Genomic DNA, 26186 nt, shown 5'->3' on the forward strand with positions numbered 1-26186 from the left:
GTGGACGTTGCGGGCGATCAAAGGCCGCCGACACAGACGTATTTTAGTTCAGTGAATTCATCCAGGCCGTGATGTGAACCCTCGCGGCCCAAGCCCGACTCCTTGACGCCGCCAAAGGGCGCCAGTTCGGTGGAAAGAATGCCTTCGTTGACGGCCACCATGCCATACTCCAGGCCCTCCATCACATGCCAGATGCGGCGATAGTCTCGGGCGTAGAAATAGGCCGCCAGGCCGAATTCAGTGGCATTGGCCATGGCGATGGCCTGTTCGTCGCTGTCGAAGCGAAATACCGGCGCCAGCGGGCCGAAGGTCTCCTCGCGGGCGACATGCATCGCCTCGGTCACGTCGGCGATGACCGTGGGCTGGAAGAAAGTGCCGCCCAGCGCATGCGGTTCGCCACCGCACACCAGCCGGCCGCCCTTTTCCAGTGCATCGGCGATGTGGGACTGAACCTTGTCCACCGCAGCCGGGTTGATCAGCGGTCCCTGTACCACCCCGTCGTCGAGGCCGTTGCCCACCTTGAGCTGGGCAACCCGGGCGGCGAGCTTTTCGATGAAGGCGTCGTATACGCCGGACTGGACCAGCAGACGGTTGGTGCATACGCAGGTCTGGCCCGAATTGCGGTATTTCGAGGCCACAGCACCCTCGACCGCGGCGTCCAAATCGGCATCGTCGAAGACGATGAAGGGCGCGTTGCCGCCGAGTTCCATGGAAGCCTTCTTCACCGTACCGGCACATTGGGCGAGCAACTTCTTGCCTACCCGTGTGGAGCCGGTGAAGGAGACCTTGCGTACCCTGGGATCGGTGGTCAGCACCTCACCGATCTCGGCGGGGCGGCTTGCCGTCACCACGTTGAGCACGCCGGCGGGGAAGCCCACCTCCTCGGCCAGCCTGGCCAGGGCCAGGGCGGTCAGCGGCGTGGCCTCGGCGGGCTTGATCACCACTGGACAGCCTGCCGCCAGGGCCGGGGCGCACTTGCGGGTGATCATCGCCAGCGGAAAGTTCCACGGGGTGATGGCCGCCACCACGCCGATCGGCTCGCGAAAGACCAGGATGCGCTTGTCGGCGCCATGGCTGGGCAGGGTCTCACCAGCCATGCGCTTGGCCTCTTCGGCGTAGAACTCGACGAACGACGCACCGTAAGCGACCTCGCCGCGAGACTCGGCCAGCGGCTTGCCCTGCTCGAGAGTCATCAGCCGGGCCAGCGACTCCTGATGCGCCATGATGGCGTCGAACCAGGCACGCAGCAGGGCGGCGCGCTGCTTGGCCGTCTGGCGGCGCCATGCCGGCCAGGCCGCTTCGGCTGCCGCTACGGCATCACGGGCGTCGTCGGCGGTGAGGTCAGGGACGCTGGCCAGCGTCTCGCCGGTGGCGGGGTTGGAGACGCTGAAGCGGCGCTCGGCGTCACGCCACCGGCCGTCAATGTAGGCCTTGTCGATGAAGATCTCGGCAGAGAGAGACATGGTTGCTCCGGGGTGTTGATTATCTTGTCTGGTGAGTGTGCATTATTTAAAACATTCCGCCAAGGCCCTCAACACGGGCTCCACCCTTTTTTACCGCCCGTAGCCATCGGCGTGCGCCGCGCTTTCCGCTACACTAGGCGCCGATTTCCCCGATGCGGCAGCGCTGCATCTTTATTCTGCTGGTTGAACGTCGAGGTGAGACTTGGTCGATCCCCTTTACGCCTGGTGGGCTCAGCAGCTGGTCCTGTGCGACTGGGACTTTCAGCCCGAACCCAACACGATCGAGGCCAAGGCAGCCGGCGACAGGTTGCAGGCGCTGGGCGTCAACGATCGCGGAGAGTTGGGCTGGCGTCTGGTCGAGGCCCTAGGTACTGGCAGTGCCGATCCGGCGCGCTTGCTGGCGGCTCTTGAGCTGCTTGCCCTGGCAGGGTCGGCCGGTTGGCTCGGTGAGCGGCGGCTGCGCAGTTGGCTGGTGCGGCTGACCGACGAGATCACGCGCCAGTACTCCGATCTGGAGAGCTGGCTCGAGGCGTTGCGCCATGCCAAGAGCGCAGAGGGCTGGGTGCGAGGCAACGATGGCTTCTGTGAGGCGTGCGAGGCATTGGCCGTGCTCGAGCGTGACGGCGAGGGAGTCACCTGGGATACCCTGGTCGGGTGGGTTGCCCAGCAGTGCCAGGATAAGTCTCTCTCGCTCTGGCCTGACGCGCCTCATGCGCATGGCTGGCGCCTGCGGGCGGCTTTCGCTCCGGTACTGGAAGAGCCGTCCGGCGCGGTGGACTGGCCCGATGCCAAGGCATGGCTGTGGCAGTACTGGCAGATCGACGACCGCACTGGGTTGATCCAGAGTCTGCTTTGGCTGTCGGGCTATGGTCATCGGCAAGGCTGGGATCTCGATGCCACTCGCCTGCTGGCGGAAACCGGCGAGGAACGCCAGGCGTGGCTCGGAAGCCTCCCCAGCGCCGAGCGTGACTACGGTAGGGTGCTGCTGGCCTTCATCGAACGCGGTGAGCCTCTGGAATGGGCTGCCTGGGACTGGCTGCGACTGGTCGATCTGGCCTGGGCGGGCGCCTGTGCGGGCTGGCTCGACGTGACAGAAGCCAGGGATTTTGCCAATCATGGCGCCGATCTGGTGCTGCGCCGCTACAGTGATTGGTCAGCACTGGCGCGGGCCTATCAGCGTGGCTGCAGCCTGTTTGAGGGCCACGATCGGCTAGCGGACATGCAGCGCGACTGGGGGCTGCTGCTCAACTCGCCGGTGAGCCCCTGGCGGACACCGCTGCAACAGCTTCTCGAGGAGGAGGTGCGGGAGGGGGCGCGACGTTCGATCCTGGCCTGGCGACGTTCGCCCCGGCATTGGGTCCTGGCGCTGGCCTCGGTGCGCGAGCCCGAGTTCGGCATGCGTCAGGGACCGGCCTTGCCGGTCGCCGTCGAGCGGCGGGCCGAGGCCATGCGCTATCTCGAAGAGACCCTGGGATTGCACCCCGACGAAGGGGTTGAGGCACTGACCCGCTACTGGCTACCGGCCCAGGCACATCATCTCAACCAGTTGGCCGCCGATGCCGCCCACGGCGCTCTGCCCGCGGCGACCACCCTGTTCGGGCGGCCCGAGACCGAAGACCTGGACAGCCTCGCGGCGCTGAAGCAGGGCAGCCGCCATGCAGCCACCATTCACATGGCCGAAAAATACGCTTTCTATTTGCAGATGGCCATGGATAGCGAAGCGTTCGACAGCGAGGCGCTGGATGCACTGGCCGAGGCGCTGCGCGACACGCTGTGCCGCTTCTATCCCGACACCCGACGCCTGCTCGAGGCTTGGGTCCAGTGGGAGCGCCTGCTGCCAGAAGGCGAGCATCCGCCGCTGACCAGCGAAATCCGCTGGCATCTGGACGATCCGGGGAGCCCGTTTCATTGGCTTGACTGGCATTCGACCCAGTGGCGTGAGCCAGGCCCGCGTCCGACGCTGTCGCGTTTCACCGCCATGGCACTGGCGGGACCGCTGAACAATGCCGTGTGGAGCGAACCGCACGTGGAGAGCGAACGGGAGGCAGTGTCGCTTCGCGAGTGGATCGACGGGCACTATGGCCTGCATGGCCGGGACGAGCTCACCGAGTTTCTCGATTTTCTGTTCGAAGCGGGCGATCGCCAGGAGTATCAGATCAACTACGCGCCTTATACCTTGAATGCCCAGCGGCTGGCCTCGGAAATTGCCATGCTGGAAACCGGCGATTGCAGCGAAGAGGATCGCACCCACCTGCTGCGCCTGCAGCGGGTGCGTGACAATACCGACGGCTGCAATGAGCTGGACATGACCGCCTGGGACGTGGCCCAGGCGGTGGATCTGGCTATTGCCGGACGCCAGCTAGGCTGGCTGGACGGGGCGGCTTTCGGTCGTTTGCTGGAACGTGCTCACGCGCTGGCGGCGGCCCATTACGGTAGCTGGGAGGCCTACGCCCGCGGTCTTTACGCCGGGTTCTCCTTCTTCATGGGCGAAACGCCTGAGCGCGAAGGCTTCCTGAGCGGCTTTCGCCAGGCCCTGGTCGCCTGGCTCTCAGGGGCGCCGCCGCTGGCCGGCCCCTGGGCCAGTCTGGATTTTCCCGGCGCCAGACCGCGACACTGGGCGCCGATGCACATCGACACGCTGCCGGGCGACGTCAAGACGCTACATTAGGGCTCGCTCTGGTCAGGAAATGTGGTTTATAGTCAGCTAGTTTATGAAACGGCTCCGTATGTGGCGGAGCTTTCACCCATAAGATTGTGAGCCGCTACAAGGCCGCTCTGGCAGTGGTACGGGCGCGGGGCGCCAAGCACCACTACCACAGCGATCCTCCCGGGTTCGTCAGGTAGGGCAATTTGTCCGGCCCATGGACGCGTGCGGCTCAGGGAATGAGGACTTCGCAAGCATGTTTGCCACGGGATCGAGTCGTATCGCAGTGCTCGGTGTTTCGCTGGCCCTGTTGACTGGCTGTGCCGGAACGTCGACAACATCGACGAATACTCCGGAAGACTATTTTGCCCTGCAGCTGCCTGGCATGCCGTCCTCCTTCAACCCTATGATGTCCCCGGTGGACAACCCCATCCTTCAGGTCAGCAGCCTGCACAATCCACCGCCCGAGCTGATTCGTCAGGCCCTGCTGGCACAGCACGAACGCTGGGCCGGCACGCCTTATCGAATCGGCGGCACCGGACGTAACGGCATAGACTGCTCCGCCCTGGTACAGAACGTGTTCAACGAAACCTTTCGCCTGCAGCTGCCCCGCTCCACCAGTGGACAGGTACGAGAAGGCACTCAGGTTTCGCGAGATGACCTCCAGGTCGGCGACCTGGTGTTCTTCCGTCCGCCGGGACGCTACGACCATGTCGGCATCTATGTCGGCGACGGCTACTTCCTCCATGCTTCCACTTCCCAGGGCGTGATGCTGTCCGAACTCGACAATAGCTATTGGCAGCGCTACTACTGGCAGGCGCGTCGGACCCTGGAGCCGACCACCCTGGCACAGCGCGTCAGCGAGCCAGACGAAGGCTGAGAAGCACCTGCGCTCTCTACCTAACGCTCAAGAAGCGTCAGCGTGCTGGCGTTTCACTCTTATCACTCTTACAAGACTTTTTATAAGACCTCGCGGTGGGCGATGACGTACTCCACGAAGGCGCTCTCCGCTCGCGACAGGTAGGCGTCCCGCGCCCAGGCCAGTGACAGCTCCAGCCAGGCCGGGTTGGCGAAGGAAACCGCCGCTAGCCCGGGCTCGTCCACCACTCGGCGCAGGAAGGTGGTAATGCCGAAGCCCTGGCGCACGATCGCCTTGGTCAGCGGGATCAGGTTCGACTGGAAGGCGATATTGGCGGCAAGGCCGGTCTGGCGCGAGAGCGCGTCGACGAACTCGCGATGAAAGTAGCCGTCCTGGAACAGCACCAGCGGCTCCTGGAAGAATTCTTCTGCCGTCACGCAACGACGTCCCGCAAACGCATGTGCCCGTGGCACGCACACCACCATCTCTTCGCGTATCAGGCGCCGACGCTCCATATGGCGGCTCTGCACATCGTCGATAACGACGCCGAGATCCAGCTCGCCGTCGGCGATCATACGCTGCAGCCGGCGCGCGCCGGCTTCCACTACGGTCAGGCGGATGCCGGGATGTTGCGCCTTGAAGCCCATCAGCAGCGGCGGGAAGTAATACGAGCCGAGCATCGAGGGGATGCCGATGCGGACCTCGCCCTTGACCAGCCCGTGTAGTTCGCGCATGGCCAGGTTGGCGGCCTCGGCCCGCTCAAGTAGCTCCCGGGCATGGGCATAGAGGGCCTCGCCCTCGGGTGTCAGGGCGATGCGTCGCTCATGACGATGAAACAGCGTCAGCTCCAGCTGGCGCTCGAGGTTGGCGATGGTCTGGCTGACCGCGGACTGGGCCACGTGAAGCTCTCGTGCAGCGGCGCTGAAGCCGGCTCGGTCGGCCACCATGACGAAGACGCGCAGGGCACGCAGGTCGAAGGGGATTGCCAAGGGCGCTCCTCGATAAGCTGAGCAGATGGTTGTAATCGTTTAATTCTGTTTGGCTTATCATACGTCAGGATCGATCATGGCGGTCAGTGTTTCTACACAGGTGTTCGGCATGATTGTCGCTCATTCACGCTCCTGGTGGCGCGCCACCCTGGCGCTCTGCCTCGGCTCCATCCTGGTCTTCGTCAATCTCTACGCGCCTCAGCCGCTGCTGCCGGAGCTGCGTCAGCTGTACGGCGTATCGACCCTGGGTGTCAGTCTGGTCATGTCCTTGGCGACACTTGCGCTGGCCGGGGCGCTGCTGGTCTTCGGTCCGCTGTCCGATGCCATCGGTCGCGGCGGGATCATGCGCGTGACGCTGCTGCTGGCCGGGTTGTGCTCGCTGGTGCTGGCCTTCGCTCCCACTTTCGAGGTGCTGCTGGCGGTGCGCCTGGTACAGGGCTTCGTACTCGGCGGGCTGCCGGCGGTGGCGATCGCCTGGATGGGCGACGAATTCGAACGACCGGCGCTGATGGCGGCGGTGGGCCTTTACATCGGCGCCAATACCCTGGGTGGCATAGGTGGCCGGCTGATCGGTGGCGGTGTGGGAGAGGTCGGCGGCGCGGGCGCCGGCTTTCTGACAGTGGGCCTGGTGACCCTGGTCGGCGTGGCACTGTTCTGGAAGTTGCTGCCTGCACCGCATCAGTTCACGCCACGCCGTTTCGAACTACGTGGTGCCCTGGCGGACCTGAGCGGGCATCTGCGCCAGCCGCCGTTACTCGCCGCCTACCTGCTCGGTGGCCTCAACTTCCTCATCTTCATCAACCAGTACAGCTATATCACCTTCCGCCTGGCCGAGGCGCCGTATGAGCTGGGTGCCCGCTGGCTGGGCCTGATCTTTCTCACTTACCTGGGCGGGACCCTGAGCTCGGCGTTCTCGGGCCGACTGACGCGTTACCTCAGCCAGCCGGCCTGCATGGCGCTGGGCGTCCTGATCCTGATGTTGGGAACGCTGATCACCCTGGCGGACTCGCTGGGCTGGATAATCGCTGGACTGACCGTCAATGCGGTAGGCTTCTTCCTGGCTCACTCCATGGCCTCGAGCTGGGTCGGGCGCCAGGCACAACGGGCGCGAGGCAGCGCCTCGGCACTCTATCTGGTCTTCTACTATCTGGGGGCGAGTCTGGGGAGCCTCTGGCTCGAGCCGTTCTGGCAGCGCGGTGGCTGGCTCGGCGTGGCCATCGGCTCCTGGTTGATGCTCGGTGCCACGCTCGGCATCGCCCTATGGCTATGGCGCAGCGAATGCTGCCCGGCGCAGGCATCAGTGGCTCGCTAGGCCGCCTGCCTCGTCGCCCCAGATCTCCTCCAGGCGCTCCTCTCGACCGCAGGCCGACTTGTAGAAGTTGTAGCGCACGGGATTCTTGCGGTAGTAGTCCTGATGGGACTCCTCGGCAGGGTAGAAGGCCTCGAAGTCGCTGATCTCGGTGACGATTTCCCTGTCGAAGCGCTCGGCGAGTTCGGCGCGCGTGGCCTCGGCCAGCTCACGCTCCTCCTCGCTGGCGGTATAGATCACGCTGCGGTAGCTCTCGCCCTTGTCGCAGAACTGGCGATCGACGGCGAAGGGATCGACGTTGCGCCAGAAAACGTGCAGCAGTTCGGCGTAGTCGACCTCAGCGGGGTCGTACTCCACCCGGACCACTTCGGCGTGTCCCGTGTCGCCGTCGACCACCTGGCGATAGCTGGGGTTCTCGAGGTGACCACCGCTGAAACCGGAGGTGGTCGAGATCACGCCCTCGACCTTGTCGAAGGCCTCTTCCACGCACCAGAAGCAGCCACCGCCGAATACCGCACTGGCAGTTGCTTCGTCCGCGAGGCCCTTGCCAGGCACCACCAGGAGAAACGGTATCCACGGCAAGACGTTGCGTATTCCGATCATGACGGCCACCTCGTTGCAATGCGTTGCAGACTGTAAGGTTGGAAGCTATCAGGCGACACAGGTTCCGTATAACCTCTGTTTAGTGTATCTCCAATCCGGGAGTCGCCCGTGGCGCATCGTCGTCTACTTCTCTTGCTCTTACTGGCTGCCATCGTGGCCGTCTATTTTCTCAGCGGTGCCGACGAGGCACTGACGCTGGCCAACCTGCAGGCCGAGCAGGCTCGCTTCCAGGCCTGGCTGGCTGATGAACCGGTCACGGTGGTAGGGGGATTCTTCCTGCTCTACGTGCTCATGGCGGCGCTGTCGCTGCCCGGTGCCGCGCTGATGACGGTGTTGGGCGGCGCCCTGTTCGGGCTCGGCTGGGGACTGCTGATCATCTCTTTTGCGAGCACGCTGGGAGCGACCCTGGCCGCCCTGATCGCACGTACCCTTGCCCGCGCGCCGCTGGAGAAGCGCTTTGCGGGGCAGCTCAAGCGTATCAATGCCGGAATTCGTCGCGAGGGTGCCTTCTATCTCTTTACTCTGCGCCTGATTCCGCTGTTTCCTTTCTTCGTCATCAACCTGGTGATGGGCCTGACCCGCATGCGCCTCTGGACCTTCTACTGGGTCAGCCAATTGGGCATGCTGCCGGGAACGGCGGTATACGTGAACGCCGGGCGCGAACTCGGCAACCTGCAGTCGCTGTCCGACGTCCTTTCGCCGGGGCTGATTGGCTCGTTCGTGCTGATTGGTCTGTTTCCCTGGCTGGCACGCGGCCTTGTGGCCATCGCCAAGCGTCGCCGGCTGGCGCGGCGCTTTCGCCGTCCGGCGCGCTTTGATTACGACATCGTGGTGATCGGCGGCGGCTCGGCGGGGCTGGTGGCAAGCTACATCGCGGCGGCAGTGAAAGCGCGAGTGGCGCTGGTGGAACGAGACAGGCTGGGCGGCGACTGCCTCAATACCGGCTGCGTGCCGTCGAAGGCGCTGATACGCGCCTCACGGGTGGCCGAAGATATTCGCCGGGCCAACCGTTACGGTATCGATGCCGGCGAGCCGCGAATCGACTTCGGCGCGGTGATGGCTCACGTGCAGCGCGCCATTCGCGAAGTGGAACCGCACGACAGCCGCGAGCGCTACGAAGGGCTCGGGGTGGAGGTGTTTGCCGGCGAAGCCCGCCTCCAGGACCCATGGCGGGTTCGTGTAACGGGCGGCGCAGGCGAGCGAGTGCTGACTGCACGGCATATCATCATCGCCAGCGGGGCCAGGCCGAAGGTGCCGCCACTGCCCGGGCTCGAGCGCATCGATGTACTGACTTCGGACAACCTGTGGCAACTCGAGATGCTTCCCGAACGGCTGGTGGTGCTGGGCGGCGGTCCCATCGGCTGCGAGCTGGGGCAGAGCTTTGCCCGCCTGGGTAGCCGCGTGAACCTGGTCGAGATGGGGCCTCAACTGCTGCCCCGCGAGGATAGCGATGCCGCCGAGCTGCTGCGCCACTGCATGGAGAAGGAAGGGGTATCGCTATGGCTCGACACGCGCGCCATGCGTGTGATTGAGGTAGTGGGTGCTGAGGGCGGCCATGTGCTGGAGGTGGAGCGTCACCAGTCCTCGGGGGAGGTCGAAGTGCACCGCCTGCCCTTCGATCGCCTGCTGGTGGCGGTGGGGCGCCAGGCCAATGTGGCCGGCATGGGGCTCGAAGCGCTGGGCGTCGAGACGCGGGAGGACGGCACCCTGGCGGTGGACGAGAGCCTGCAGAGCGTACTGCCCAACGTCTGGGCCTGCGGCGACGTGGCCGGTCCCTTCCAGTTGACTCACGCCAGCGCACATCAGGCCTGGCATGCCACGGTGAATGCGCTGTTCGGCGAGTTCAAGCGCTTTCGCGTCAGCTACCGGGCGCTGCCTGCCGTGACCTACACTGAGCCGGAGGTGGCGCGCGTCGGGCTCAGCGAGCGCGAAGCGCGCGCCCGCGACATCCACTTCGAGGTGACGCGCTACGAGCTTGCCGAGCTTGACCGGGCCATTGCCGAGGGGCAGACCGAGGGCTTCGTCAAGGTGCTGACGGTACCAGGCCGGGATCGCATCCTGGGAGCGAGCGTAGTCGGGCAGGGGGCCGGCGAACTGCTGGCCGAGTTCACCCTGGCGATGACCCACGGCATCGGCCTCAACAAGCTGCTGGGGACGGTACATCCATATCCCACCTGGTCGGAGGCGGCCAAGGCCACCGCGGGCATCTGGAAGAATGCCCACAAGCCCGAGCGCCTGCTCAGCTGGCTCGAGCGTTACTTTGCCTGGCGTCGAGGGGGAGGGTCGGCAGCGGCTGCGACGGAGGAGATTTGGAGGAAGGATGCTTGACCGCTGGACCATGCCGCTGACGCAGGCCCCTCTCGCCGCCGTGGCGCGGCGTCTCCAGGCATGGGGCATCGAGCCCGACCAGGTGACCGCGACGTCTTTCGTCATCGGCATGCTCAGCCTGCCGCTGCTGGCCCTGGAGTGGTATCTGGCCGCCTTGGCGGTGATCCTGCTCAATCGCCTGGGCGACGGTGTGGATGGCGCCCTGGCCCGGCTTACGGGCCGCTCCAGCGATGCCGGCGGCTTTCTCGACATCGGTCTCGACTTCGTCTTCTATGCCGCCGTGGTGCTCGGCTTTGCCTTGGCCGATCCCGGCACCAACGCGCTGGCGGCGGCCTTTCTGCTGTTTGCTTTCATCGGCACCGGCACGTCGTTCCTGGCTTTTGCCATCATGGCGGCCCGGCACGGGCTCGAACGGCCACGGTTTCAGCAGAAGGCCTTCTACTATCTGCACGGCTTGACCGAGGGCACCGAAACCATTCTGGCTTTCGTGCTGTTCTGTCTGCTGCCGCACCATTTCGTCCTGCTGGCCACGCTGTTTGCCGTGGCATGCCTGATCACTACCATCACGCGGCTATGGGGAGGCTATCGTACCTTGCGAGGTCTGCAGGCGGTGCGGGACGGCAAACCAACCGGACCACGCTGAGCAGGCTGCCGACACAAAAGGGGCAGCCCCTTGGCTGCCCCTTTCTGGCTCAAGATCAATGCCGCGTTCAGTGCTGGTGGCCGCCTTCGCCATGCACGTGACCATGCTCGATCTCTTCCTGGCTGGCTTCGCGCACGTCGGAAATCTCGACGTCGAAGTTGAGCTTCTGGCCGGCCAGCGGATGGTTGCCGTCGACCGTCACTGTGTCGCCCTCGACGCTGGTCACGGTGACCATCAGCGGGCCGCCCTGGGTCTGGGCCTGAAACTGCATGCCGGGTTCCACGGATTCGACGCCCTGGAAGGCATCACGCGGTACTTCCTGCACCAGCTGAGGCTGTACCTCGCCGTAGCCCTCTTCGGGAGAGACGGTCACATTGAGCTTGTCGCCGGCTTCACGGCCTTCGAGCTGCTTCTCCAGTCCAGGAATGATGTTACCGGCGCCGTGAAGATACGTCAGCGGCTGGCGGCCCTCCGAACTATCCAGCACCTCACCTGCATCGTTGGTCAGGGTGTAGTGGAACGCGACAACGGAATTCTGCGCAATCTGCATTGATGAACCTTTCGGTGAGTGCATGTAGGCACCATGGTAACGCGCCATCCCTGGGCTGTCAGGGGGAATGCGGTATTTTCAGCTTGTCGAAGCTTGGCCTGAGATCCATTCACGCCTTTTGGCGTGGTTGCGCCCTCCTGGCCCCACGGCTACCCTAGCGTGATCCCCATTTTTCTGTCCGATCTGAGCCCAACCTCTTGCCTGGAGCGAATCCATGACCGAAATCGTGATCTGGCTGATTGCCTTCGCCCTCATTCTGTTCTTCAGCATCAAGCTGTGGGAAACCTCCGTCAGTGCCGGTCTGAACAAGGTCGTGCCGCGGGTCATCAAGAGCGATGACGATAACCGCTGGGTGTGGTCCATTGCCCTTGCCGTGCTGGGCGCCACGACGCTGGTGCGTCCCATCGATATGCTGCTGACGGCGATCGTCATTGCCATTCTGGCACTGATCGTCAAGAAGCTGGCGGGCTGGGCCATGGGCAAGGCCAACTTCCACTGAGGTCTCACGTGCCAGCGTGAGACAGTGCCGCCCGACCAGGTGGTACGGCAACGAAAAGGGCTCGCAGCTTTGAACTGCGAGCCCTTTTGCATGATATCGGCCTTCGCCGTTCGGCTAGTAGGGTGCCACGCTGACGTTGGCGCCGCTGCCGATCATGCGCACCCGTTGCCCGACCTGGTAGGGTCGGTCGGCCTTCTGCACGATGACGACGTTCTGGCCATCGTCGCGGCGGATCTCCATTTCCCAGGCGCGTACGCGGTTGGCGGATTCCTCGACGGCGCTGCCCGCCACGGCACCACCGATGACGCCAGCAGCCGTGGCCAGCTGGCGACCGGAACCGCCACCTACCTGGTTGCCCAACAACCCACCGATCACGGCGCCGCCGCCGGTTCCGATAATTCCGCCCATGCGGCTATCGGCCTGGATCTGCACCTGCCGCAGCGCGGTGATGGTGCCGAAGGTCACGGTCTGGGCTGTCTGGGCTTGATTGCCGCGGTAGACGTCACCGCCCATGGTCGAGGTATTGGCACAGCCGGCCAGGGTCAGCATGCCGAGGGCCAGTGCCGGAAGAAGTCGCTTCATGTACACCTCCTGAAGGCAAGACGAGTCCTGGGGCTTGGTGGATTCCGTCATTGCCGAGTTTAGAGAAACGCTGTTTGCGAATCAGCTTAACCACTCATTTCTCGTTTGACCAGCGAGTCGGCCCATGGGTCTGCTTCGCTTGCCTGCAAAGCGGGTAAAGAATGTGAAAATGGTCGAGAAGAAGCTGCAGGATGGAGGGCGAGGGGAGGGAGCTAAAACAAAAAAGGGAGGCGCGAGGCCTCCCAAGGGTTCCAGTCGTTTACTGCTCCGCCATGCTCAGCCGAACTGGTTCATGGTGTTGTCCTTGCCGCCGGCCTTGAGCGCCGCCTCGCCGTGGAAGAACTCCTTGTGGTCGTCGCCGATGTTGGAGCCGGCCATGTCCTGGTGCTTGACGGTTGCGATGCCTTCGCGGATCTCGCGGCGCTGCACGCCCGCCACGTAGGCCAGCATGCCTTCGTCGCCGAAGTAGCCCTTGGCCAGGTTGTCGGTGGACAGGGCGGCGGTGTGGTAGGTCGGCAGCGTGATCAGGTGGTGGAAGATACCGGCTTCGCGCGAAGCGTCGCGCTGGAAATTCTGCGTCCACTCGTCGGCCAGCTTGCCAAGCGGGGTGCTGTCGTACTCCTCGCTCATCAGCTTGCTGCGATCGTAGGCGGAGACGTCCTTGCCTTCCTTCTCCCAGGCGTCGAACACCTGCTGACGGAAGTTCAGGGTCCAGTTGAACGAGGGCGAGTTGTTGTAGACCAGCTTGGCGTCCGGCACCACTTTACGGATGCGGTTGACCATGCTGGCGATCTGACCGACATGCGGCTTCTCGGTCTCGATCCACAACAGGTCGGCGCCGTTCTGCAGGCTGGTGATGCAGTCGAGCACCACGCGATCCTCGCCGGTACCCGGCTTGAACTGGTAGAGGCCGGAGGCCAGTCGCTTGACCTTGACCAGCTTGCCATTCTGCTTGATCACGACATCGCCGTTGTCGATGTCAGAGGCGGAGGTGATCTCGTCGCCGTCGAGGAAGCTGTTGTACTGGTCGCCCAGGTCGCCCGGTTCCTTGGTCACGGCGATCTTTTGGGTCAGGCCGGCGCCCAGCGAGTCGGTGCGGGCGACGATCACGCCATCTTCCACGCCCAGCTCGAGGAAGGCGTAGCGCACGGCATTGATCTTGGCCAGGAAGTCCTCGTGGGGCACGGTGACCTTGCCGTCCTGGTGGCCGCACTGCTTCTCGTCGGAGACCTGGTTCTCGAGCTGGATGCAGCAGGCACCCGCTTCGATCATCTTCTTGGCCAGCAGATAGGTTGCCTCGGCGTTGCCGAAGCCGGCATCGATGTCGGCGATGATCGGTACCACGTGGGTCTCGTGGTTGTCGATCTTGGCGATCAGTTCGTCGGCCTTGGCCTGGTCACCGGCCTTCTGGGCCGCTTCCAGGTCGCGGAAGAGGTGGTTGAGCTCCCAGGCGTCGGCCTGACGCAGGAAGGTGTAGAGCTCTTCGATCAGGCCCGGCACGCTGGTCTTCTCGTGCATGGACTGGTCGGGCAGCGGACCGAACTCGGAGCGCAGCGCGGCGACCATCCAGCCGGAGAGGTAGAGGTAGCGGCGCTTGGTGGTGCCGAAGTGCTTCTTGATCGAAATCAGCTTCTGCTGGCCGATGAGCCATGCCAGCAGCCCAGCGACTGGGTGTACTGGGCGCTATCCGCATCATAGGCGGCCATGTCCTCACGCATGATCTTGGCCGTGTAGCGGGCGATGTCCAGGCCGGTCTTGAAACGGTTCTGGGCGCGCATGCGGGCGGCGTTCTCGGGGCTGATGCTCGCCCACTTGCCCTGCTGGGCTTCACGCAGTTGAGCCAGTGCCTTGATGTCATCTTTGTAGGACATGGAGCTTTCTCCCTCGGGTCAGGTTCGGGCTGGCAGGGGTGAGCATTTTGCTGCGCCTGCGAAATAAGTTCAGGTTCGGCTAACGAAAGCGGCTTGTCTCTGCTGCCTTGGTCGAACCTTGGCGATTTGAAACGAATGTATGACTTCGACTACAGAAAAACATCGAACAATCGTTTTGTCTCTCGCCTTGGGAAGCACTATGGCCCAGATGACGCGGGATGAACAATGGTCACTTAGGGGAAGGAAGGGTTGTAGTTTGACTACAGGGAGGCCGTAGGCCTCCCTGTGTTGTAGTCGTTTTTCGTTTGAGCGAGCGGGGTGGCTCTAGCGGTCAGCCAGCAGCAGGCGCATGTTGCGGTGCGGGATTCCTGCCTCCAGGAAGGTTTCGCCGAAGGCGGTGAACCCCAGGTTCTCGTAGAAGGCGAGGGCGTGGGTCTGGGCGGCGAGTTCGACCTGGCGATGGCCGCGGCGGCCCGCTGCATCGATGGCGGCCCGCATCAGGGCGGCGCCAATGCCTAGCCCACGCGACGCGTCGAGCACGGCGACACGCCCGATATGACCATCGGGCAGAAGCCGGGCGGTGCCCAGCGGGGTGCCGTCGCGCAGGGCCAGGAAGTGACGGCAGGCATCGTCGCGCCCGTCCCACTCTTCCTCCTGCGGCACCTGCTGTTCCTCGATGAAGACCACACGACGGATCTCGCCAGCCTGGGCGCCGAGCTCGGCCCAACTGCCTTCACGAATCTCGATGATGCCTGACATCGTCACTCCTCTGTTTCCTCGAGCCAGGTCAGGCTGCCGGCATCGAGCAGCGCGGCCAGCAGCTCGGCGGCGCCGGGGTACTCGAGCAGGTCGCCGTCCAGTGTCGACGCCCTGGCGAGGGTGCGAGCCAACGGCAGCGCACAGATCACGCCGTCACCGTCGGCAAACAGCGTGGCGGTCTCGTCGTCCAGCGCGCGCCAGGCGAAGCGCGACCCGGGACTGCGTACGAGGGCCTCTCCATCCTGTAGTAGTGCGACAAGTTCCTCGACGTCCGTCGGTGTCTCGCTGGGCACCAGTTGGTCGACGTACTTGGGCTGGGTCATCACGCGGCCGAACCACTGGGCAAGCTGGACCGGGTCGTCGAGGGTCGAGAGGATCAGGTGACGCATGCGCTCGAGAGCGGCGTCGTCGAGCTCGGCTGGGTCGCTGGGAGGCGTCATGCCGGCATCGCCGTAGCGCAGTGAGGGGGGCAGCTGCTCACCGAGGTAGTCGGCAAAGGAGGTAATCGCCTCGTCCGCCGAGGGGGCGCGAAAGCCTACCGAATAGGTCATGCAATCGTCGCTCTGGCTGACGCCGTGATGCGCCCAGCCCGGCGGTAGGTAGAGCATGTCGCCCGGCTCCAGCACCCAGTCGTCGCCAGGCTCGATCTCGAAGCGCTCGAGGATGCGCAGGTCGATGCCGGCGATGATGGGGGCATCGTCGGGTACCTTGCCGCCGAGCTGCCAGCGGCGCCGGCCCAGCCCCTGCAGCAGGAAGACGTCGTACTGGTCGACGTGGGGGCCGACGCTGCCGCCGGGTGGGGCGTAGCTGATCATGACGTCGTCGAGGCGCCAGCTTGGCAGGAAGTCGAAGTGTTCGAGCAGTTCGGCCACCTCGGGGACGTAATGATCCACGGCCTGCACCAGCAGGGTCCAGTCGCGCTCGGGCAGCTCACCGAACACGGCCTCGTCGAAGGGGCCGTGGCTGACCTGCCAGGGGCCGTCGGGGCCTGCCTCTTCGATCAGGCGGGCTTCGACGCCCTCTTCGCAGGCGAGCCCGGCCAGCTCGTCGGGGTCGAGCGGGCTCTCGAAGTCGGCAAGGGCGCCACGTATCAACAGGGGCTGGCGCTGCCAGTAGTCACGCAGGAACTCGGCAGGCGTGAGGCCGCCGAGCAGGCTGAGAGGAGCGTCGCTTGGCATGATGTCTCGCTATTCGGCAGAAGGCGCGAAGAGCCGCAGGGCGCTGATGGCGTCCCTGCGGGTGAAAGGGGTAATGGTAGCGTATCGCGAAGCGAGAGGCTTAGCGGTTGGCGCCGGGCACCCACAGCACGTCGCGCTGGCCATTTTCGTTGGCCCGGCGCGCGAGGACGAACAGCAGGTCCGAGAGGCGATTGAGATAGCGTAGTACCTCGGGGTTGACCGGCTGTTCCGCCATCAGCGCCGTCACTTGGCGCTCGGCGCGTCGTGTCACGGTGCGTGCCAAGTGCAGGTGGGCGGCCAGCGCCGTGCCTCCGGGCAGGATAAACGAGCGCAGGGTGGCGAGCTCGGCATTGTAGGCATCGATTTGCGCCTCGAGGTAGTCGACCTGGGCCGCCGTGACCCGCAGCGGCGGGTATTCGGGTGCCTCCTGTTCCGGGGTGCACAGGTCGGCGCCAACGTCAAACAGGTCGTTCTGCACCCGGGTCAGGAGATCGCGCTGTTCGCCCTCGGCGTGCAACAGGGCCATGCCGATGACGGCGTTGCTCTCGTCCACGCTGCCGAAGGCTTCCACGCGTGGGTCGTACTTGGGCACGCGGGTGCCGTCGCCCAGGCCTGTGTCACCCTTGTCGCCGGTGCGGGTGTAGATCTTGGTCAGCTTGACCATGGCGCCTCCTGGTGCGTCTCCGTACGGCTCAGAGCCGGCGGGCCTGAGCCTCGGCGTTACCGATGTAGGTGGCCGGCGTCAGCGCCTTGAGTTCGTCCTTCACCTCGGCCGGCAGCTCCAGCGTGTCGATGAAGGCGGCAAAGCCGGCCTGGTCGATGCGCTTGCCGCGGGTCAGCTCCTTGAGCTTCTCGTAGGGTTTCTCGATGCCGTAGCGGCGCATCACCGTCTGGATCGGCTCGGCAAGCACCTCCCAGCTCGCATCGAGATCCTCGGCCAGGCGTGCCGGGTTGGCCTCGAGCTTGCCGATGCCCTTGAGCGCAGCCTCATAGGCGATCAGGCCGTAGGCCAGGCCCACGCCGAGGTTGCGCAGCACGGTGGAGTCGGTGAGGTCGCGCTGCCAGCGAGAGATCGGCAGCTTCTGGGCCAGATGGCCGAGAACGGCGTTGGCCAGGCCCAGGTTGCCCTCGGAGTTCTCGAAGTCGATGGGGTTGACCTTGTGCGGCATGGTCGAGGAGCCGATCTCGCCCTCGACGGTCTTCTGCTTGAAGTAGCCGAGCGAGATATAGCCCCACACGTCGCGGTCGAAGTCGATCAGCACGGTATTGAAGCGGCAAATGGCGTCGAACAGTTCGGCGATGTAGTCGTGAGGTTCGATCTGGGTGGTGTAGGGGTTGAAGGTAAGCCCCAGGCCCTTGACGAAGGTGCGCGCGTTGGCCTCCCAGTCGACGTCGGGGTAGGTGGCCAGGTGGGCGTTGTAGTTGCCCACTGCGCCGTTGATCTTGCCCAGGATCTCGACGCTCTCGATCTGGGCCAGCTGGCGGCGCAGGCGGTAGGCGACGTTGGCCATCTCCTTGCCCAGGGTGGTGGGGCTCGCCGTCTGGCCGTGGGTGCGAGAAAGCATCGGCAGGCCGGCGTGTTCGTGGGCCAGCCGGGCCACCTCATCGGCGACACGGTGCATGACCGGCAACAGGGCCTTCAAGCCATCGGTCAGCATCACCCCGTGAGAGAGGTTGTTGATGTCCTCGCTGGTGCAGGCGAAGTGCACGAACTCGGTTACGGCATGCAGTTCGGGCTGCTCGGCGATCTTCTCCTTGATGAAGTACTCCACCGCCTTGACGTCGTGGTTGGTGGTTCGCTCGATCTCCTTGATGCGCTCGGCGTCGGCCAGCGAGAAGTCGCGGAGCATGGCCTCGAGGAAGGCGGTGGCCTCGGCGGAGAGCGGCGGCACCTCGACGATGCCGCCCTGCTCGGCGAGGCGTTGCAGCCAGCGGATCTCGACCGTGACGCGGGCGCGTATCAGGCCGAACTCGCTGAAATGCTCGCGCAGGGCCTCGGTCTTGCCGGCATAGCGGCCATCGACGGGGGAGAGGGCAGTAAGAGCGGTGAGGGGCAGGGAAGCGGCTTGCATGGTCGTTGTCCGGTGCGTGTAGGAAAGATGTGTATGAAAGCGGGGCTCAGCCCAACTGGTCCAGGGCCTTCTTCAAGGCGCCACGCTGGAACACCAGCTTCCAGCGTCGTCCGCCCTGCTGGTGCCAGAGCAGGGCGAAGCGGATGCCGGCGAGCAGGATGGCGCGCACCCGCTCGGGCATCATGCGGCTCTGCAGCATCGAAGGATCGCCCTGCACCACGATGCGTGTCTTCAGGGTCGAGAGCGTCTCCTGGTAGGCCTCGCCGAGGCTGGCAATGACGTTCTCGTGGGTAGCGCCGAAGTGCTCGGCCTGTCCCTGGATGCGGTTCAGGTGCTGGCCGAGGGCGGTCATCATGCCGTCGTCGGTGCGCAGCTTGTTCATCAACAGCAGCAGCGAGAAGCCGTAGCGCAGTACCACCGGGTTGGCCTGCTGGCGCCCCACCACGGCCTCGAGCACCTCGAGGCCACGGCGCAGGTTGTTGGGGTGGCCGCCGTAGATCGCCTCGAAGCTCTCGGGATCGGTGTCCAGCGTGGCACGGATCAACGTTTCCCAGGGACGGGTGTCGACCTGCCCGGTACGGGCCAGTTCGTCGACCAGACTGGCGGCCTGGAACACGCCGGCCAGCGCCAGGGTCTGGCGCGCCGTGGCGGAATCGGGGGCGCGATGGATCGGGGTGGTCGTCATGCGGCGGCCTCCGTGGCGTTCCAGGTGTCGCGGATCACGCCGCCGCCGAGGCAGATCTCGCCGTCGTAGAGCACCAGCGACTGGCCGGGCGTGACGGCACGCTGGGGATCGTCGAAGCGCACTTCGACGCCGCCATCCTCCTGAGTGCGGACCATGCAGGGCACGTCACTCTGGCGGTAGCGGGTCTTGGCGGTAAACCGACCCTCGGCGACAGGCGGCTCACCGGCGACCCAGTCCATCGCCTCGGTGGCCAGCGAATCGGTATAGAGCAGCGGATGATGCTTGCCCTGCACCGCGATCAGCACGTTGCGCTCGAGATCCTTGCCCGCCACGTACCAGGGCGCCTCGGGGTGGTTGGCCAGACCGCCGATGCCGAGCCCTTGGCGTTGCCCCAGGGTGTAGTACATCAGTCCCATGTGTTCGCCGATGGTCTCGCCTTCCGGGGTCTCGATGATGCCCGGCTGGGCCGGCAGGTACTGCTGCAGGAAGTCGCGGAAGCGTCGCTCGCCGATGAAGCAGATGCCGGTGGAGTCCTTCTTGCGCGCGGTGGCCAGGCCATGACGCTCGGCGATGGCGCGCACCTCGGGCTTCTCCAGCTCGCCCACCGGAAACAGCGTACGGGCGATGGCGTCCTCCGGCACGGCGTGCAGGAAGTAGCTCTGGTCCTTGTTGGCGTCGATGCCCTTGAGCAGCCGCGGCCGACCGTGGCGCACGCCGCCACGAACATAGTGGCCGGTGGCGATTTTCTCGGCGCCGAGCATCTCGGCGTACTCGAGGAACACCTTGAACTTGATCTCGCGGTTGCACAGGATGTCCGGGTTCGGCGTGCGCCCGGCCTGGTACTCCGCCAGGAAGTGCTCGAACACGTTGTCCCAGTACTCGGCGGCGAAGTTGGCGCTGTGCAGCTTGATGCCGAGCTTCTCGCACACGGCCTGGGCGTCCGCCAGGTCGGCCTTGGCGGTGCAGTACTCGGTGCCGTCGTCCTCGTCCCAGTTCTTCATGAACAGGCCTTCGACCTGATAGCCCTGTTCGAGCAGCAGCAGGGCGGAAACGGAGGAATCGACGCCGCCGGACATGCCGACGATCACCTTGCCTGAGGTGGCGGTCATGGGCGCTCTCGGGTTGAGTGGGTCGCAAATGGGCGGGAATTATACACTACATATTGAAGTGTCTTCATCTTGGCGCGCGTTGGCGTGCGGATGACGCTTTTGCGTGTCGGCGCATCTTTAGCTAATTGACCGGCCGGCCAGTTAGCGCTATCGTCGGCGCATGACACCAAGAGCCCAGACCCGCGACCCCGAGCTGACCCGTACGCGCATCCTCGATGCGGCCGAAACCCTGTTCGTCGCGCAGGGTTTTTCCGCCGTCAAGCTCAGCGAGCTGGCGCGCTCGGCCGAGGTCACCAAAAGCCTGATCCATCACCATTTCGGCAGCAAGGAGCAGCTTTGGGAGGCGGTCAAGAACCGCGCCTTCGAGCGCTACTTCACGGCCCAGATGGCGATGCTGGAGGAGGCCGGCGAGCCGGACGCCGCACTGCTGCGCCGTTCGGTGGAAGCCTACTTCCATTTCCTGCGTGACAACCCCGGCGTTGTGCGGCTGTTTGCCTGGACCCACCTGGAAGGGGATAGCCACTGCGGCGAGCTAGACAACCAGCTCGTCGGCGCGGGGGCCGAGTGGGTGCGCCAGGCCCAGGTGCGCGGCCTGCTGCGCAAGGACATCAATCCCACCCACGTGATCGCCATGTTCGTGATGACCTGCACCCAGTGGTTCGAGGCCAAGTGCCATCATCAGCATTGGCCGGGCATGGGCAGCGATGCGGCATTTCTGGAGGACTTCCTCAAGATCTTCATGGAAGGGGTAACGCCCCGGGAGTAAGTATTTTTTTCGGCATGAGCTGACCGGCCGGCCAGTTCATGCGGTCGTCCCGTAAAGGAGAATGACAATGACAGTGCAGAGGGGAGGTGGGCGCCTGGTGGTCTCGATGGCGTTGATCGCGGCGCTGCAGACGGGCTGTGATGCGACTCCCGCTCAGGTCGCCCGGGATGAGGCGCCGCTACTTGGCGTACGCGTGGAAGCGGTGCGCTTGTCCCAGGACGCGGTGAGTTACCGCTTTCCCGGTACGGTGCGGGCCAGCGAGCGCGCCGAACCTGCCTTTTTGCATGGTGGTGTGTTGCAGGAGAGGCTCGTGGTGCGGGGGCAGCGGGTCGCGCGGGGCGAACCCCTGGCCACCCTGCACAACCCGGCCCTGGCGCCAGCGCTGGCGGCCGCCGAAGCCAGGGTGCGTGAGCTCGATGCCCGCCTGAGTCGGCTGGGGCGTGACGTGGAGCGTGCGCGGGCCCTGCGTGAGCGCAATCTCAGCGCCGAGGAGGAGCTGGATCGCCTGCGCGCCGAGCGTGAGGCTACCGCCCAGGCGCGCGAGCAGGCCGTGGCGCAGCGGGACGAGGCACGGGCGCAGCTCGATGAACTGACTCTGCGGGCCCCTTTCGCGGCCGAGGTGACCGACCACGAGGTCGAGCCCGGTGATTTCGTGGCAGCGGGGCAGCCCGTGCTGAAGCTGGCCGGGCTCGGCGGACGTGAAGTCGAGATTCGCATGCCGGGGCATCTTGCCGCCCGGCTCGAGGTGGGGCAGGAGGCAACACTGACGTCGCTGTCGACGGCACAGCGCTTGGCGGGCCGGGTGGCGCACGTGGGGCGTGCGGATGAGGCCATGGCGCCGGTGATCGTCGCCATCGACGCCGAGTCTGCCCCGGCGCTGGGGGCGCCCTTGCGCGTGCAGCTTGCGCTCGCCGCTCCGCCAGTCCTCCAGGTGCCGTTGGCGGCGGTGGTCGATCCCGGAGGGCATGCGCCGCATGTTCTGATGCTGAGCGATGACGACACGGTTCGACAGGTGGCCGTGACGACGGGCCGTCTGGTCGATGGTTGGGTTTCGGTCACGGCGTCGTCACTCGCCTCGGGTGAGCGAGTGGTGACGGCAGGGCAGGGTCGTCTGGAGCAGGGGGATCGAGTGAGGGTGTTGCCATGAGCTGGCTGCTCGCCTCGCTACGCTACAAGCGGTTGATCCTGACCGTGACGCTCCTGCTGGCGCTGCTGGGGTTGGCGGCCTGGGTGGCGATGGACCGCCAGGAGGATCCCTTCTTTCCTTATCGCTTCGGCCAGGTGCTGGTGCCCTATCCCGGCGCCGAGCCGGAGCAGGTCGAGCGGCTTGTGCTCAACCCGCTGGAGGAGGAGCTGGCCCAGATCGAGGAGGTCAACGACATCATCGGCACTGCGCGCCTTGGCGTGGCTCACGTCACGCTCGAGATGCACGAGCATGTCTACGATACCGATGCCGCCTGGGAGCGGGTTCGCATCGCCGTCGACCGGGCGAGCCGGGAGTTCCCCGATGGGGTGGGCGAGGCAGATATCAGTGATCGGGACTCGGATGCCCATGGTATCGTCCTGGCGGTGACCGGCTCCGACGACCTCCTCGAGCTGCGCGAGGCGGCCAGGCAGCTGCGCCGCGACCTGTTCCGGCTCAAGGAGATCGCCCGCATCGACGTGCTGGCCGATCCGGGCCAGCAGGTGACGATCGGCTGGGATGACACCCTGGCCGAGTTGACCGGGCTCGACGCCCGTGCCCTGGGCGATCAGCTCGCGGCGCGTAACCTGACCACCCCCGGCGGTAGCCTGTCGATCGGTGGGCGCTCGTTGGTGCTCGATCCGCGCACCGAGTTCGGCTCGCTGGAAGAGCTTGCCGCCACGCCGATACGCACCCTGTGGGGCGATCAGATGCCGCTGGGTCAGCTGGCCGATATTCACCTCGCTCCCCAGGAGCCCGCTACCGAGCGGCTATGGCACGATGGCCGGCCTGCGGTGGCGCTGGGGTTGGTGCTTTCAAGCGACAGGGTCAACGCGGCGCGCTTCGGTGCGCGACTGCGCGCACTGGTGGAGGAGCTGCGCCCGGCCTATGCGCCGCTGGCGATCGAGGAGACGTTCTACCAGCCGCGCTGGGTCGAACGGCGATTGGCGGAACTCGGCGTCTCGCTGTTGATGGGTATCGGGATTCTCGGCGTGCTGCTGTTCCTGGCCATGGGGCTGCGGCTGGGGTTGGCCGTGATGATGGTCGTGCCGCTGGTGACGTTCTCCTCACTGGCGCTCTATGCCATGGGCGGCGGCGTGCTGCACCAGATCGCCGTGGCCGGCATGGTGATCGCGCTGGGCATGCTGGTGGATAATGCCATCGTCATGGTGGAGAACATCCAGTGGCACCGCGACCAGGGCCGCTCGGCTGCCCAGGCCGTGACCCGCTCGGTACGCGAGTTGGCCACACCGCTGCTGGCGGCCACGGGGACCACCCTGGCGGCCTTCGTCCCGCTGCTGCTCTCCAGCGGCAATACCGCCGACTTCACCCGTGCCATCCCGATCATGGTGATGCTGACCCTGGCGGTGAGCTATGCGTATGCCGTGTTTGTCACGCCGGTCTTCGCCGCGGGTATCCTCAAGCCGCGGCAGGTCGCACGGCGCGAGCGGTTGCAGGCGTGGGGAGAGAGAGTCGGCGGGGCCGCCGTCCGTTGGCCGGCCTGGATACTAGTGGGTGCCGGCGTGCTGCTGGTGGGGGCGCTGGCGATGATGCCGCTGCTCGATCAGGACTTCTTTCCCGATACCGATCGCAACCAGTTGGTCGTCGATCTCAATTTCCCTGAGGGGACTCACCTCGACACCACCGCGCATCAGGCCGAGGTGTTGGCCACCGCGCTGGCCGAGCGACCGACGGTGCGAGCGGTGCATCGCTTCGTCGGCTTCAGCGGCCCGCGTTTCTACTACAACCTGGTCGAGCAGCCGCGCCAGCCGCATCTGGCGCGGCTGGTGGTGGAGGCCGAGGGTGCCGACGACTTGGCCGGGCTGATGGACTGGGTGAGAACTGTGGCGCCGGAGTGGCTGCCGGAAGCCGAGGTGGTGGCTCGGCGCCTGGGCCAGGGGCCGCCGCTGGAAGCCCCGGTGGAGATCCGCGTCTATGGCGAGAATCGCGCCGCGCTGGCCGACGCCGCCGGCCGCATCTTGAGCGCGGTGCGCGAGGCCGAGGGAGCGCGTGATGCGCGTCATCGCCTGGGCGAGGGGCTGGCCACGCTGCGAGTCGAGACCGACGACGCTCGCGCTGCCGAGTACGGCCTGACGCGGCGCGAGGTGGCCGCGGCCCTGGCCGGTGCCAGTCGGGGGATCGAGGTCAGTGTCTGGCGTGCCGGGCGCGATCCCGCGCCGCTGTTGGTGCGCTCGCCCGAGGGCGAGCGCTTCTCCACCGATGGGCTGGAGGGGTTACGGTTGGCCGCTGACGATGGCCGCCCGGTGCCGCTCGGTGAGGTCGCCTCCCTGGCGCTGGACTGGCGCCCAGCGGTCATTCAGCACCGGGATCTACGCCGCATGACGGTGGTGCTGGCCGAGGTGGCCGACGGCTGGACCTACGAAGGGGTGCTCGACGAGGTCCTGCCGCGCCTGGAGGAGCTCGACCTGCCCGCCGGCGTCAGCTATGCCGTGGGCGGTGCGGCCGAGTCGGCCGGCGATGCCAACACCGCACTGTTCCAGACGCTGCCGGTCGGCGGCCTGCTGCTGGTGATCTTTCTGCTGGCACAGTTCAACTCCTTCCGTCAGTTGGCGATCGTCCTGACCACCGTCCCGCTGTCGGTCATCGGCGTGGTGCCGGGACTCTGGCTGACCGGCCAGCCATTCGGCTTCACCGCCATGCTCGGGGTAGTGGCACTGGTCGGTATCGTGGTCAACAACGCCATCGTGCTGATCGACCTGATGAACGCCAATCGCAAGCAGGGTTACGACGTGAAGGAAGCGGTGGTGGCAGCGGTGGCGCGGCGTACGCGCCCGGTACTGTTGACCACGGCCACCACCGTGGCCGGTCTGGTGCCGCTGACGTTGACGCAGTCGACGCTGTGGCCGCCGATGGCATGGGCGATCATCTCCGGGCTGGTCGCCTCGACACTGTTGACGCTGCTGGTGATTCCGGCACTGTACCGCCTACTAATCAGAAGTTAACGCTCGTGGATCACCTCCATGGGATACGAATATCCGGCCAGTGCATCGCGGATACGCCGCAACACCAGCGGGCTGCGTAACCGCCCTTCGCGCTCCAGCGCCTCGACCTCTTCCAGGGTCAGCCAGTGGACGGCGAGAATGGCGGGGTCGAGCGGGTTGCCCAGATGCGCCAGGGCCATGCCGAAGAAGGCGTGGCTATGGAAGGTCTCGCCATTCGGCGTCCGGTAGACGTAAAGCCCCAGATAGTCGGTGATGCCGACTTGCCAAGCGGTCTCCTCGCGCAGCTCGCGCAGCGCCGCCTCCTGGATTCGCTCGCCGGGCTCGAGATGCCCGGCGGGCTGGTTGAACAAGGTGGTCTGGCTGCCTCTCGGGGCTTCCTCCACCATCAGGAAGCGGCCGGCGCGCTCAACGACGGTGGCCACGGTAACGTGCGGGTGCCAGCGGCTCATCGATGACCTCCTTGGCGGCGCGGTGAGCGCCTTGGCGTATTGCGCGGGGCATGCAGGGTTTCCTTGCGCCATTCACCCGGGGCCAGCCCATCCAGTCGCCAGGGGCCGATGGCCACGCGGACCAGGCGCAGGGTCGGATGACCGACATGGGCCGTCATGCGCCGCACCTGGCGATTGCGCCCCTCACTGATGGTGAGTTCCAGCCAGGTCGTCGCCGGATGGCGCTTAGGGTCCACCGGTGGCGTGCGTTCCGGCAAGCCGCTTGCCGCCAGGCGCCGGACCTTGGCCGGTCGGGTTGGACCGTCCTTGAGCTCGATGCCATGACGCAGAGCGGCCAGTGCCGCTTCGTCTGGCGTGCCCTCCACCTGCACACGATAGGTCTTGGGCTGCTTGTGCCGTGGATCGCTGATGCGTTGGATCAGCGCGCCATCGTCGGTCAGCAGCAGCAGTCCTTCTGAATCATAGTCCAGCCGTCCGGCGGCGTAGATGCCCGGCACGTCGAGGACGTCCGCCAGCGTGGCGCGCGGCTTCCTACCCGCGTCACGCCGGTCGGTGAACTGTGACAGCATGCGGTAGGGCTTGTGCAGGAGATAGATGGAGCTCATTCGACGAAGGTCTTGCTACCATAGATTGTCGACAAATTATGGAGGCAAGCCTACTCCGAGAGTCAGGGGGAATGCTA

Annotated in this window: 22 protein-coding genes and 1 pseudogene; 9 read left to right on the forward strand and 14 right to left on the reverse strand. The window is 65.5% G+C overall.

The window, feature by feature from the left end; translation table 11 throughout:
• Positions 1–17: 17 nt before the first annotated feature.
• Positions 18–1463 (reverse strand): NAD-dependent succinate-semialdehyde dehydrogenase, encoded by a 1446-nt coding sequence (locus HNO53_RS07375; RefSeq protein ID WP_209477450.1) that lies wholly within the window; start codon positions 1461–1463, stop codon positions 18–20.
• A 202-nt stretch (positions 1464–1665) separates the two neighbouring features.
• Between HNO53_RS07375 and HNO53_RS07380 the strand changes: the two genes are divergently transcribed.
• Both HNO53_RS07380 and HNO53_RS07385 read left to right on the forward strand, forming a co-directional pair.
• Entirely contained in the window at positions 1666–4131 is a 2466-nt protein-coding gene (locus tag HNO53_RS07380; RefSeq protein ID WP_209477452.1) for a DUF1266 domain-containing protein, read from the forward strand.
• A gap of 232 nt (positions 4132–4363) precedes the next feature.
• Positions 4364–4987 carry a C40 family peptidase gene (locus tag HNO53_RS07385; RefSeq protein WP_209477453.1) on the forward strand — a complete coding sequence of 208 codons (624 nt, stop codon included), beginning with the start codon at positions 4364–4366 and terminating at the stop codon, positions 4985–4987.
• 80 nt (positions 4988–5067) lie between these two features.
• Here the strand turns inward: HNO53_RS07385 and HNO53_RS07390 are convergent, their stop codons facing one another.
• Positions 5068–5955 carry a LysR family transcriptional regulator gene (locus HNO53_RS07390; RefSeq protein ID WP_209477455.1) on the reverse strand — a complete coding sequence of 296 codons (888 nt, stop codon included), beginning with the start codon at positions 5953–5955 and terminating at the stop codon, positions 5068–5070.
• Positions 5956–6064: 109 nt separating this feature from the next.
• Between HNO53_RS07390 and HNO53_RS07395 the strand changes: the two genes are divergently transcribed.
• Entirely contained in the window at positions 6065–7267 is a 1203-nt protein-coding gene (locus HNO53_RS07395; RefSeq protein ID WP_209477457.1) for an MFS transporter, read from the forward strand.
• On the opposite strand, the gene msrA is transcribed toward HNO53_RS07395, so the two are convergent.
• The gene (msrA, locus tag HNO53_RS07400; protein WP_209477459.1) at positions 7253–7867 is read right to left on the reverse strand and encodes a peptide-methionine (S)-S-oxide reductase MsrA; all 615 of its coding nucleotides are present in this window, start codon (positions 7865–7867) and stop codon (positions 7253–7255) included. The genes HNO53_RS07395 and msrA overlap by 15 nt on opposite strands.
• A gap of 108 nt (positions 7868–7975) precedes the next feature.
• Between msrA and HNO53_RS07405 the strand changes: the two genes are divergently transcribed.
• Both HNO53_RS07405 and HNO53_RS07410 read left to right on the forward strand, forming a co-directional pair.
• Positions 7976–10195: an FAD-dependent oxidoreductase gene (locus tag HNO53_RS07405; protein ID WP_209477460.1), complete on the forward strand. Its 2220-nt coding sequence runs from the start codon at positions 7976–7978 to the stop codon at positions 10193–10195.
• Entirely contained in the window at positions 10188–10838 is a 651-nt protein-coding gene (locus tag HNO53_RS07410) for a CDP-alcohol phosphatidyltransferase family protein (RefSeq protein ID WP_209477462.1), read from the forward strand. The genes HNO53_RS07405 and HNO53_RS07410 overlap by 8 nt, the downstream gene beginning before the upstream one ends.
• Before the next feature lie 67 nt (positions 10839–10905).
• Here HNO53_RS07410 and HNO53_RS07415 read toward each other — a convergent pair whose 3' ends face one another.
• The gene (locus tag HNO53_RS07415; RefSeq protein WP_209477464.1) at positions 10906–11388 is read right to left on the reverse strand and encodes an FKBP-type peptidyl-prolyl cis-trans isomerase; all 483 of its coding nucleotides are present in this window, start codon (positions 11386–11388) and stop codon (positions 10906–10908) included.
• 214 nt (positions 11389–11602) lie between these two features.
• Here HNO53_RS07415 and HNO53_RS07420 point away from each other — a divergent pair, with 214 nt between their 5' ends.
• Positions 11603–11887 carry a hypothetical protein gene (locus HNO53_RS07420; protein WP_209477466.1) on the forward strand — a complete coding sequence of 95 codons (285 nt, stop codon included), beginning with the start codon at positions 11603–11605 and terminating at the stop codon, positions 11885–11887.
• A 114-nt stretch (positions 11888–12001) separates the two neighbouring features.
• Here the strand turns inward: HNO53_RS07420 and HNO53_RS07425 are convergent, their stop codons facing one another.
• The 8 genes and pseudogenes from HNO53_RS07425 to mnmA all read right to left on the reverse strand — a co-directional run bounded on the left by HNO53_RS07425 (position 12002) and on the right by mnmA (position 20143).
• Complete coding sequence (locus HNO53_RS07425) at positions 12002–12469, reverse strand: outer membrane lipoprotein (protein WP_209477468.1); 468 nt, start codon at positions 12467–12469, stop codon at positions 12002–12004.
• Positions 12470–12745: 276 nt separating this feature from the next.
• Positions 12746–14340: pseudogene (locus tag HNO53_RS07430) on the reverse strand (isocitrate lyase).
• A gap of 324 nt (positions 14341–14664) precedes the next feature.
• A complete protein-coding gene (locus HNO53_RS07435; protein ID WP_209477470.1) occupies positions 14665–15099 on the reverse strand; it encodes a GNAT family N-acetyltransferase in 435 nt (144 codons plus the stop codon).
• A 2-nt stretch (positions 15100–15101) separates the two neighbouring features.
• On the reverse strand, positions 15102–16277 hold the full coding sequence (locus HNO53_RS07440; RefSeq protein ID WP_209477472.1) for a cupin domain-containing protein: 1176 nt from the start codon (positions 16275–16277) through the stop codon (positions 15102–15104).
• A gap of 100 nt (positions 16278–16377) precedes the next feature.
• Complete coding sequence (locus tag HNO53_RS07445) at positions 16378–16941, reverse strand: cob(I)yrinic acid a,c-diamide adenosyltransferase (protein WP_209477474.1); 564 nt, start codon at positions 16939–16941, stop codon at positions 16378–16380.
• Between the two features lie 28 nt (positions 16942–16969).
• Positions 16970–18334, reverse strand: coding sequence for an adenylosuccinate lyase (gene purB / locus HNO53_RS07450; RefSeq protein ID WP_209478562.1), 1365 nt, complete (start codon positions 18332–18334; stop codon positions 16970–16972).
• A gap of 61 nt (positions 18335–18395) precedes the next feature.
• Entirely contained in the window at positions 18396–19034 is a 639-nt protein-coding gene (hflD, locus tag HNO53_RS07455; protein WP_209477476.1) for a high frequency lysogenization protein HflD, read from the reverse strand.
• On the reverse strand, positions 19031–20143 hold the full coding sequence (mnmA, locus tag HNO53_RS07460; RefSeq protein WP_209477479.1) for a tRNA 2-thiouridine(34) synthase MnmA: 1113 nt from the start codon (positions 20141–20143) through the stop codon (positions 19031–19033). The genes hflD and mnmA overlap by 4 nt, the downstream gene beginning before the upstream one ends.
• Positions 20144–20303: 160 nt before the next feature.
• On the opposite strand from mnmA, the gene HNO53_RS07465 reads away from it, so the two are divergent.
• The 3 genes from HNO53_RS07465 (at position 20304) to HNO53_RS07475 (ending at position 25055) form a co-directional block, all read left to right on the forward strand.
• Complete coding sequence (locus HNO53_RS07465) at positions 20304–20909, forward strand: TetR/AcrR family transcriptional regulator (protein WP_209477481.1); 606 nt, start codon at positions 20304–20306, stop codon at positions 20907–20909.
• Between the two features lie 67 nt (positions 20910–20976).
• Positions 20977–22056, forward strand: coding sequence for an efflux RND transporter periplasmic adaptor subunit (locus tag HNO53_RS07470; protein ID WP_209477482.1), 1080 nt, complete (start codon positions 20977–20979; stop codon positions 22054–22056).
• On the forward strand, positions 22053–25055 hold the full coding sequence (locus HNO53_RS07475; protein WP_209477484.1) for an efflux RND transporter permease subunit: 3003 nt from the start codon (positions 22053–22055) through the stop codon (positions 25053–25055). Before HNO53_RS07470 ends, HNO53_RS07475 begins: the two co-directional genes overlap by 4 nt.
• Here HNO53_RS07475 and HNO53_RS07480 read toward each other — a convergent pair.
• Positions 25052–25504 carry an NUDIX domain-containing protein gene (locus HNO53_RS07480; protein ID WP_209477486.1) on the reverse strand — a complete coding sequence of 151 codons (453 nt, stop codon included), beginning with the start codon at positions 25502–25504 and terminating at the stop codon, positions 25052–25054. The two genes, HNO53_RS07475 and HNO53_RS07480, sit on opposite strands and share 4 nt — an antisense overlap.
• Positions 25501–26109, reverse strand: coding sequence for a pseudouridine synthase (locus HNO53_RS07485; RefSeq protein ID WP_209477487.1), 609 nt, complete (start codon positions 26107–26109; stop codon positions 25501–25503). Before HNO53_RS07485 ends, HNO53_RS07480 begins: the two co-directional genes overlap by 4 nt.
• Positions 26110–26186 lie beyond the last annotated feature (77 nt).

It is taken from the genome of Billgrantia antri (genome assembly GCF_017868935.1).
GTDB classification, from domain to species: domain Bacteria; phylum Pseudomonadota; class Gammaproteobacteria; order Pseudomonadales; family Halomonadaceae; genus Halomonas; species Halomonas antri.

What these genes read in the sequence shown, in the direction of transcription:
- HNO53_RS07435 (WP_209477470.1), bottom strand. Translation starts at nt 15,099, where the DNA reads ATGTCAGGCATCATCGAGATTCGTGAAGGCAGTTGGGCCGAGCTCGGC.
- msrA (WP_209477459.1), bottom strand. Translation starts at nt 7,867, where the DNA reads ATGATCGGAATACGCAACGTCTTGCCGTGGATACCGTTTCTCCTGGTG.
- HNO53_RS07440 (WP_209477472.1), bottom strand. Translation starts at nt 16,277, where the DNA reads ATGCCAAGCGACGCTCCTCTCAGCCTGCTCGGCGGCCTCACGCCTGCC.
- HNO53_RS07480 (WP_209477486.1), bottom strand. Translation starts at nt 25,504, where the DNA reads ATGAGCCGCTGGCACCCGCACGTTACCGTGGCCACCGTCGTTGAGCGC.
- HNO53_RS07415 (WP_209477464.1), bottom strand. Translation starts at nt 11,388, where the DNA reads ATGCAGATTGCGCAGAATTCCGTTGTCGCGTTCCACTACACCCTGACC.
- hflD (WP_209477476.1), bottom strand. Translation starts at nt 19,034, where the DNA reads ATGACGACCACCCCGATCCATCGCGCCCCCGATTCCGCCACGGCGCGC.
- HNO53_RS07475 (WP_209477484.1), top strand. Translation starts at nt 22,053, where the DNA reads ATGAGCTGGCTGCTCGCCTCGCTACGCTACAAGCGGTTGATCCTGACC.
- HNO53_RS07410 (WP_209477462.1), top strand. Translation starts at nt 10,188, where the DNA reads ATGCTTGACCGCTGGACCATGCCGCTGACGCAGGCCCCTCTCGCCGCC.
- HNO53_RS07425 (WP_209477468.1), bottom strand. Translation starts at nt 12,469, where the DNA reads ATGAAGCGACTTCTTCCGGCACTGGCCCTCGGCATGCTGACCCTGGCC.
- HNO53_RS07470 (WP_209477482.1), top strand. Translation starts at nt 20,977, where the DNA reads ATGACAGTGCAGAGGGGAGGTGGGCGCCTGGTGGTCTCGATGGCGTTG.
- HNO53_RS07375 (WP_209477450.1), bottom strand. Translation starts at nt 1,463, where the DNA reads ATGTCTCTCTCTGCCGAGATCTTCATCGACAAGGCCTACATTGACGGC.
- mnmA (WP_209477479.1), bottom strand. Translation starts at nt 20,143, where the DNA reads ATGACCGCCACCTCAGGCAAGGTGATCGTCGGCATGTCCGGCGGCGTC.
- HNO53_RS07465 (WP_209477481.1), top strand. Translation starts at nt 20,304, where the DNA reads ATGACACCAAGAGCCCAGACCCGCGACCCCGAGCTGACCCGTACGCGC.
- HNO53_RS07385 (WP_209477453.1), top strand. Translation starts at nt 4,364, where the DNA reads ATGTTTGCCACGGGATCGAGTCGTATCGCAGTGCTCGGTGTTTCGCTG.
- HNO53_RS07420 (WP_209477466.1), top strand. Translation starts at nt 11,603, where the DNA reads ATGACCGAAATCGTGATCTGGCTGATTGCCTTCGCCCTCATTCTGTTC.
- HNO53_RS07395 (WP_209477457.1), top strand. Translation starts at nt 6,065, where the DNA reads ATGATTGTCGCTCATTCACGCTCCTGGTGGCGCGCCACCCTGGCGCTC.
- HNO53_RS07445 (WP_209477474.1), bottom strand. Translation starts at nt 16,941, where the DNA reads ATGGTCAAGCTGACCAAGATCTACACCCGCACCGGCGACAAGGGTGAC.
- HNO53_RS07485 (WP_209477487.1), bottom strand. Translation starts at nt 26,109, where the DNA reads ATGAGCTCCATCTATCTCCTGCACAAGCCCTACCGCATGCTGTCACAG.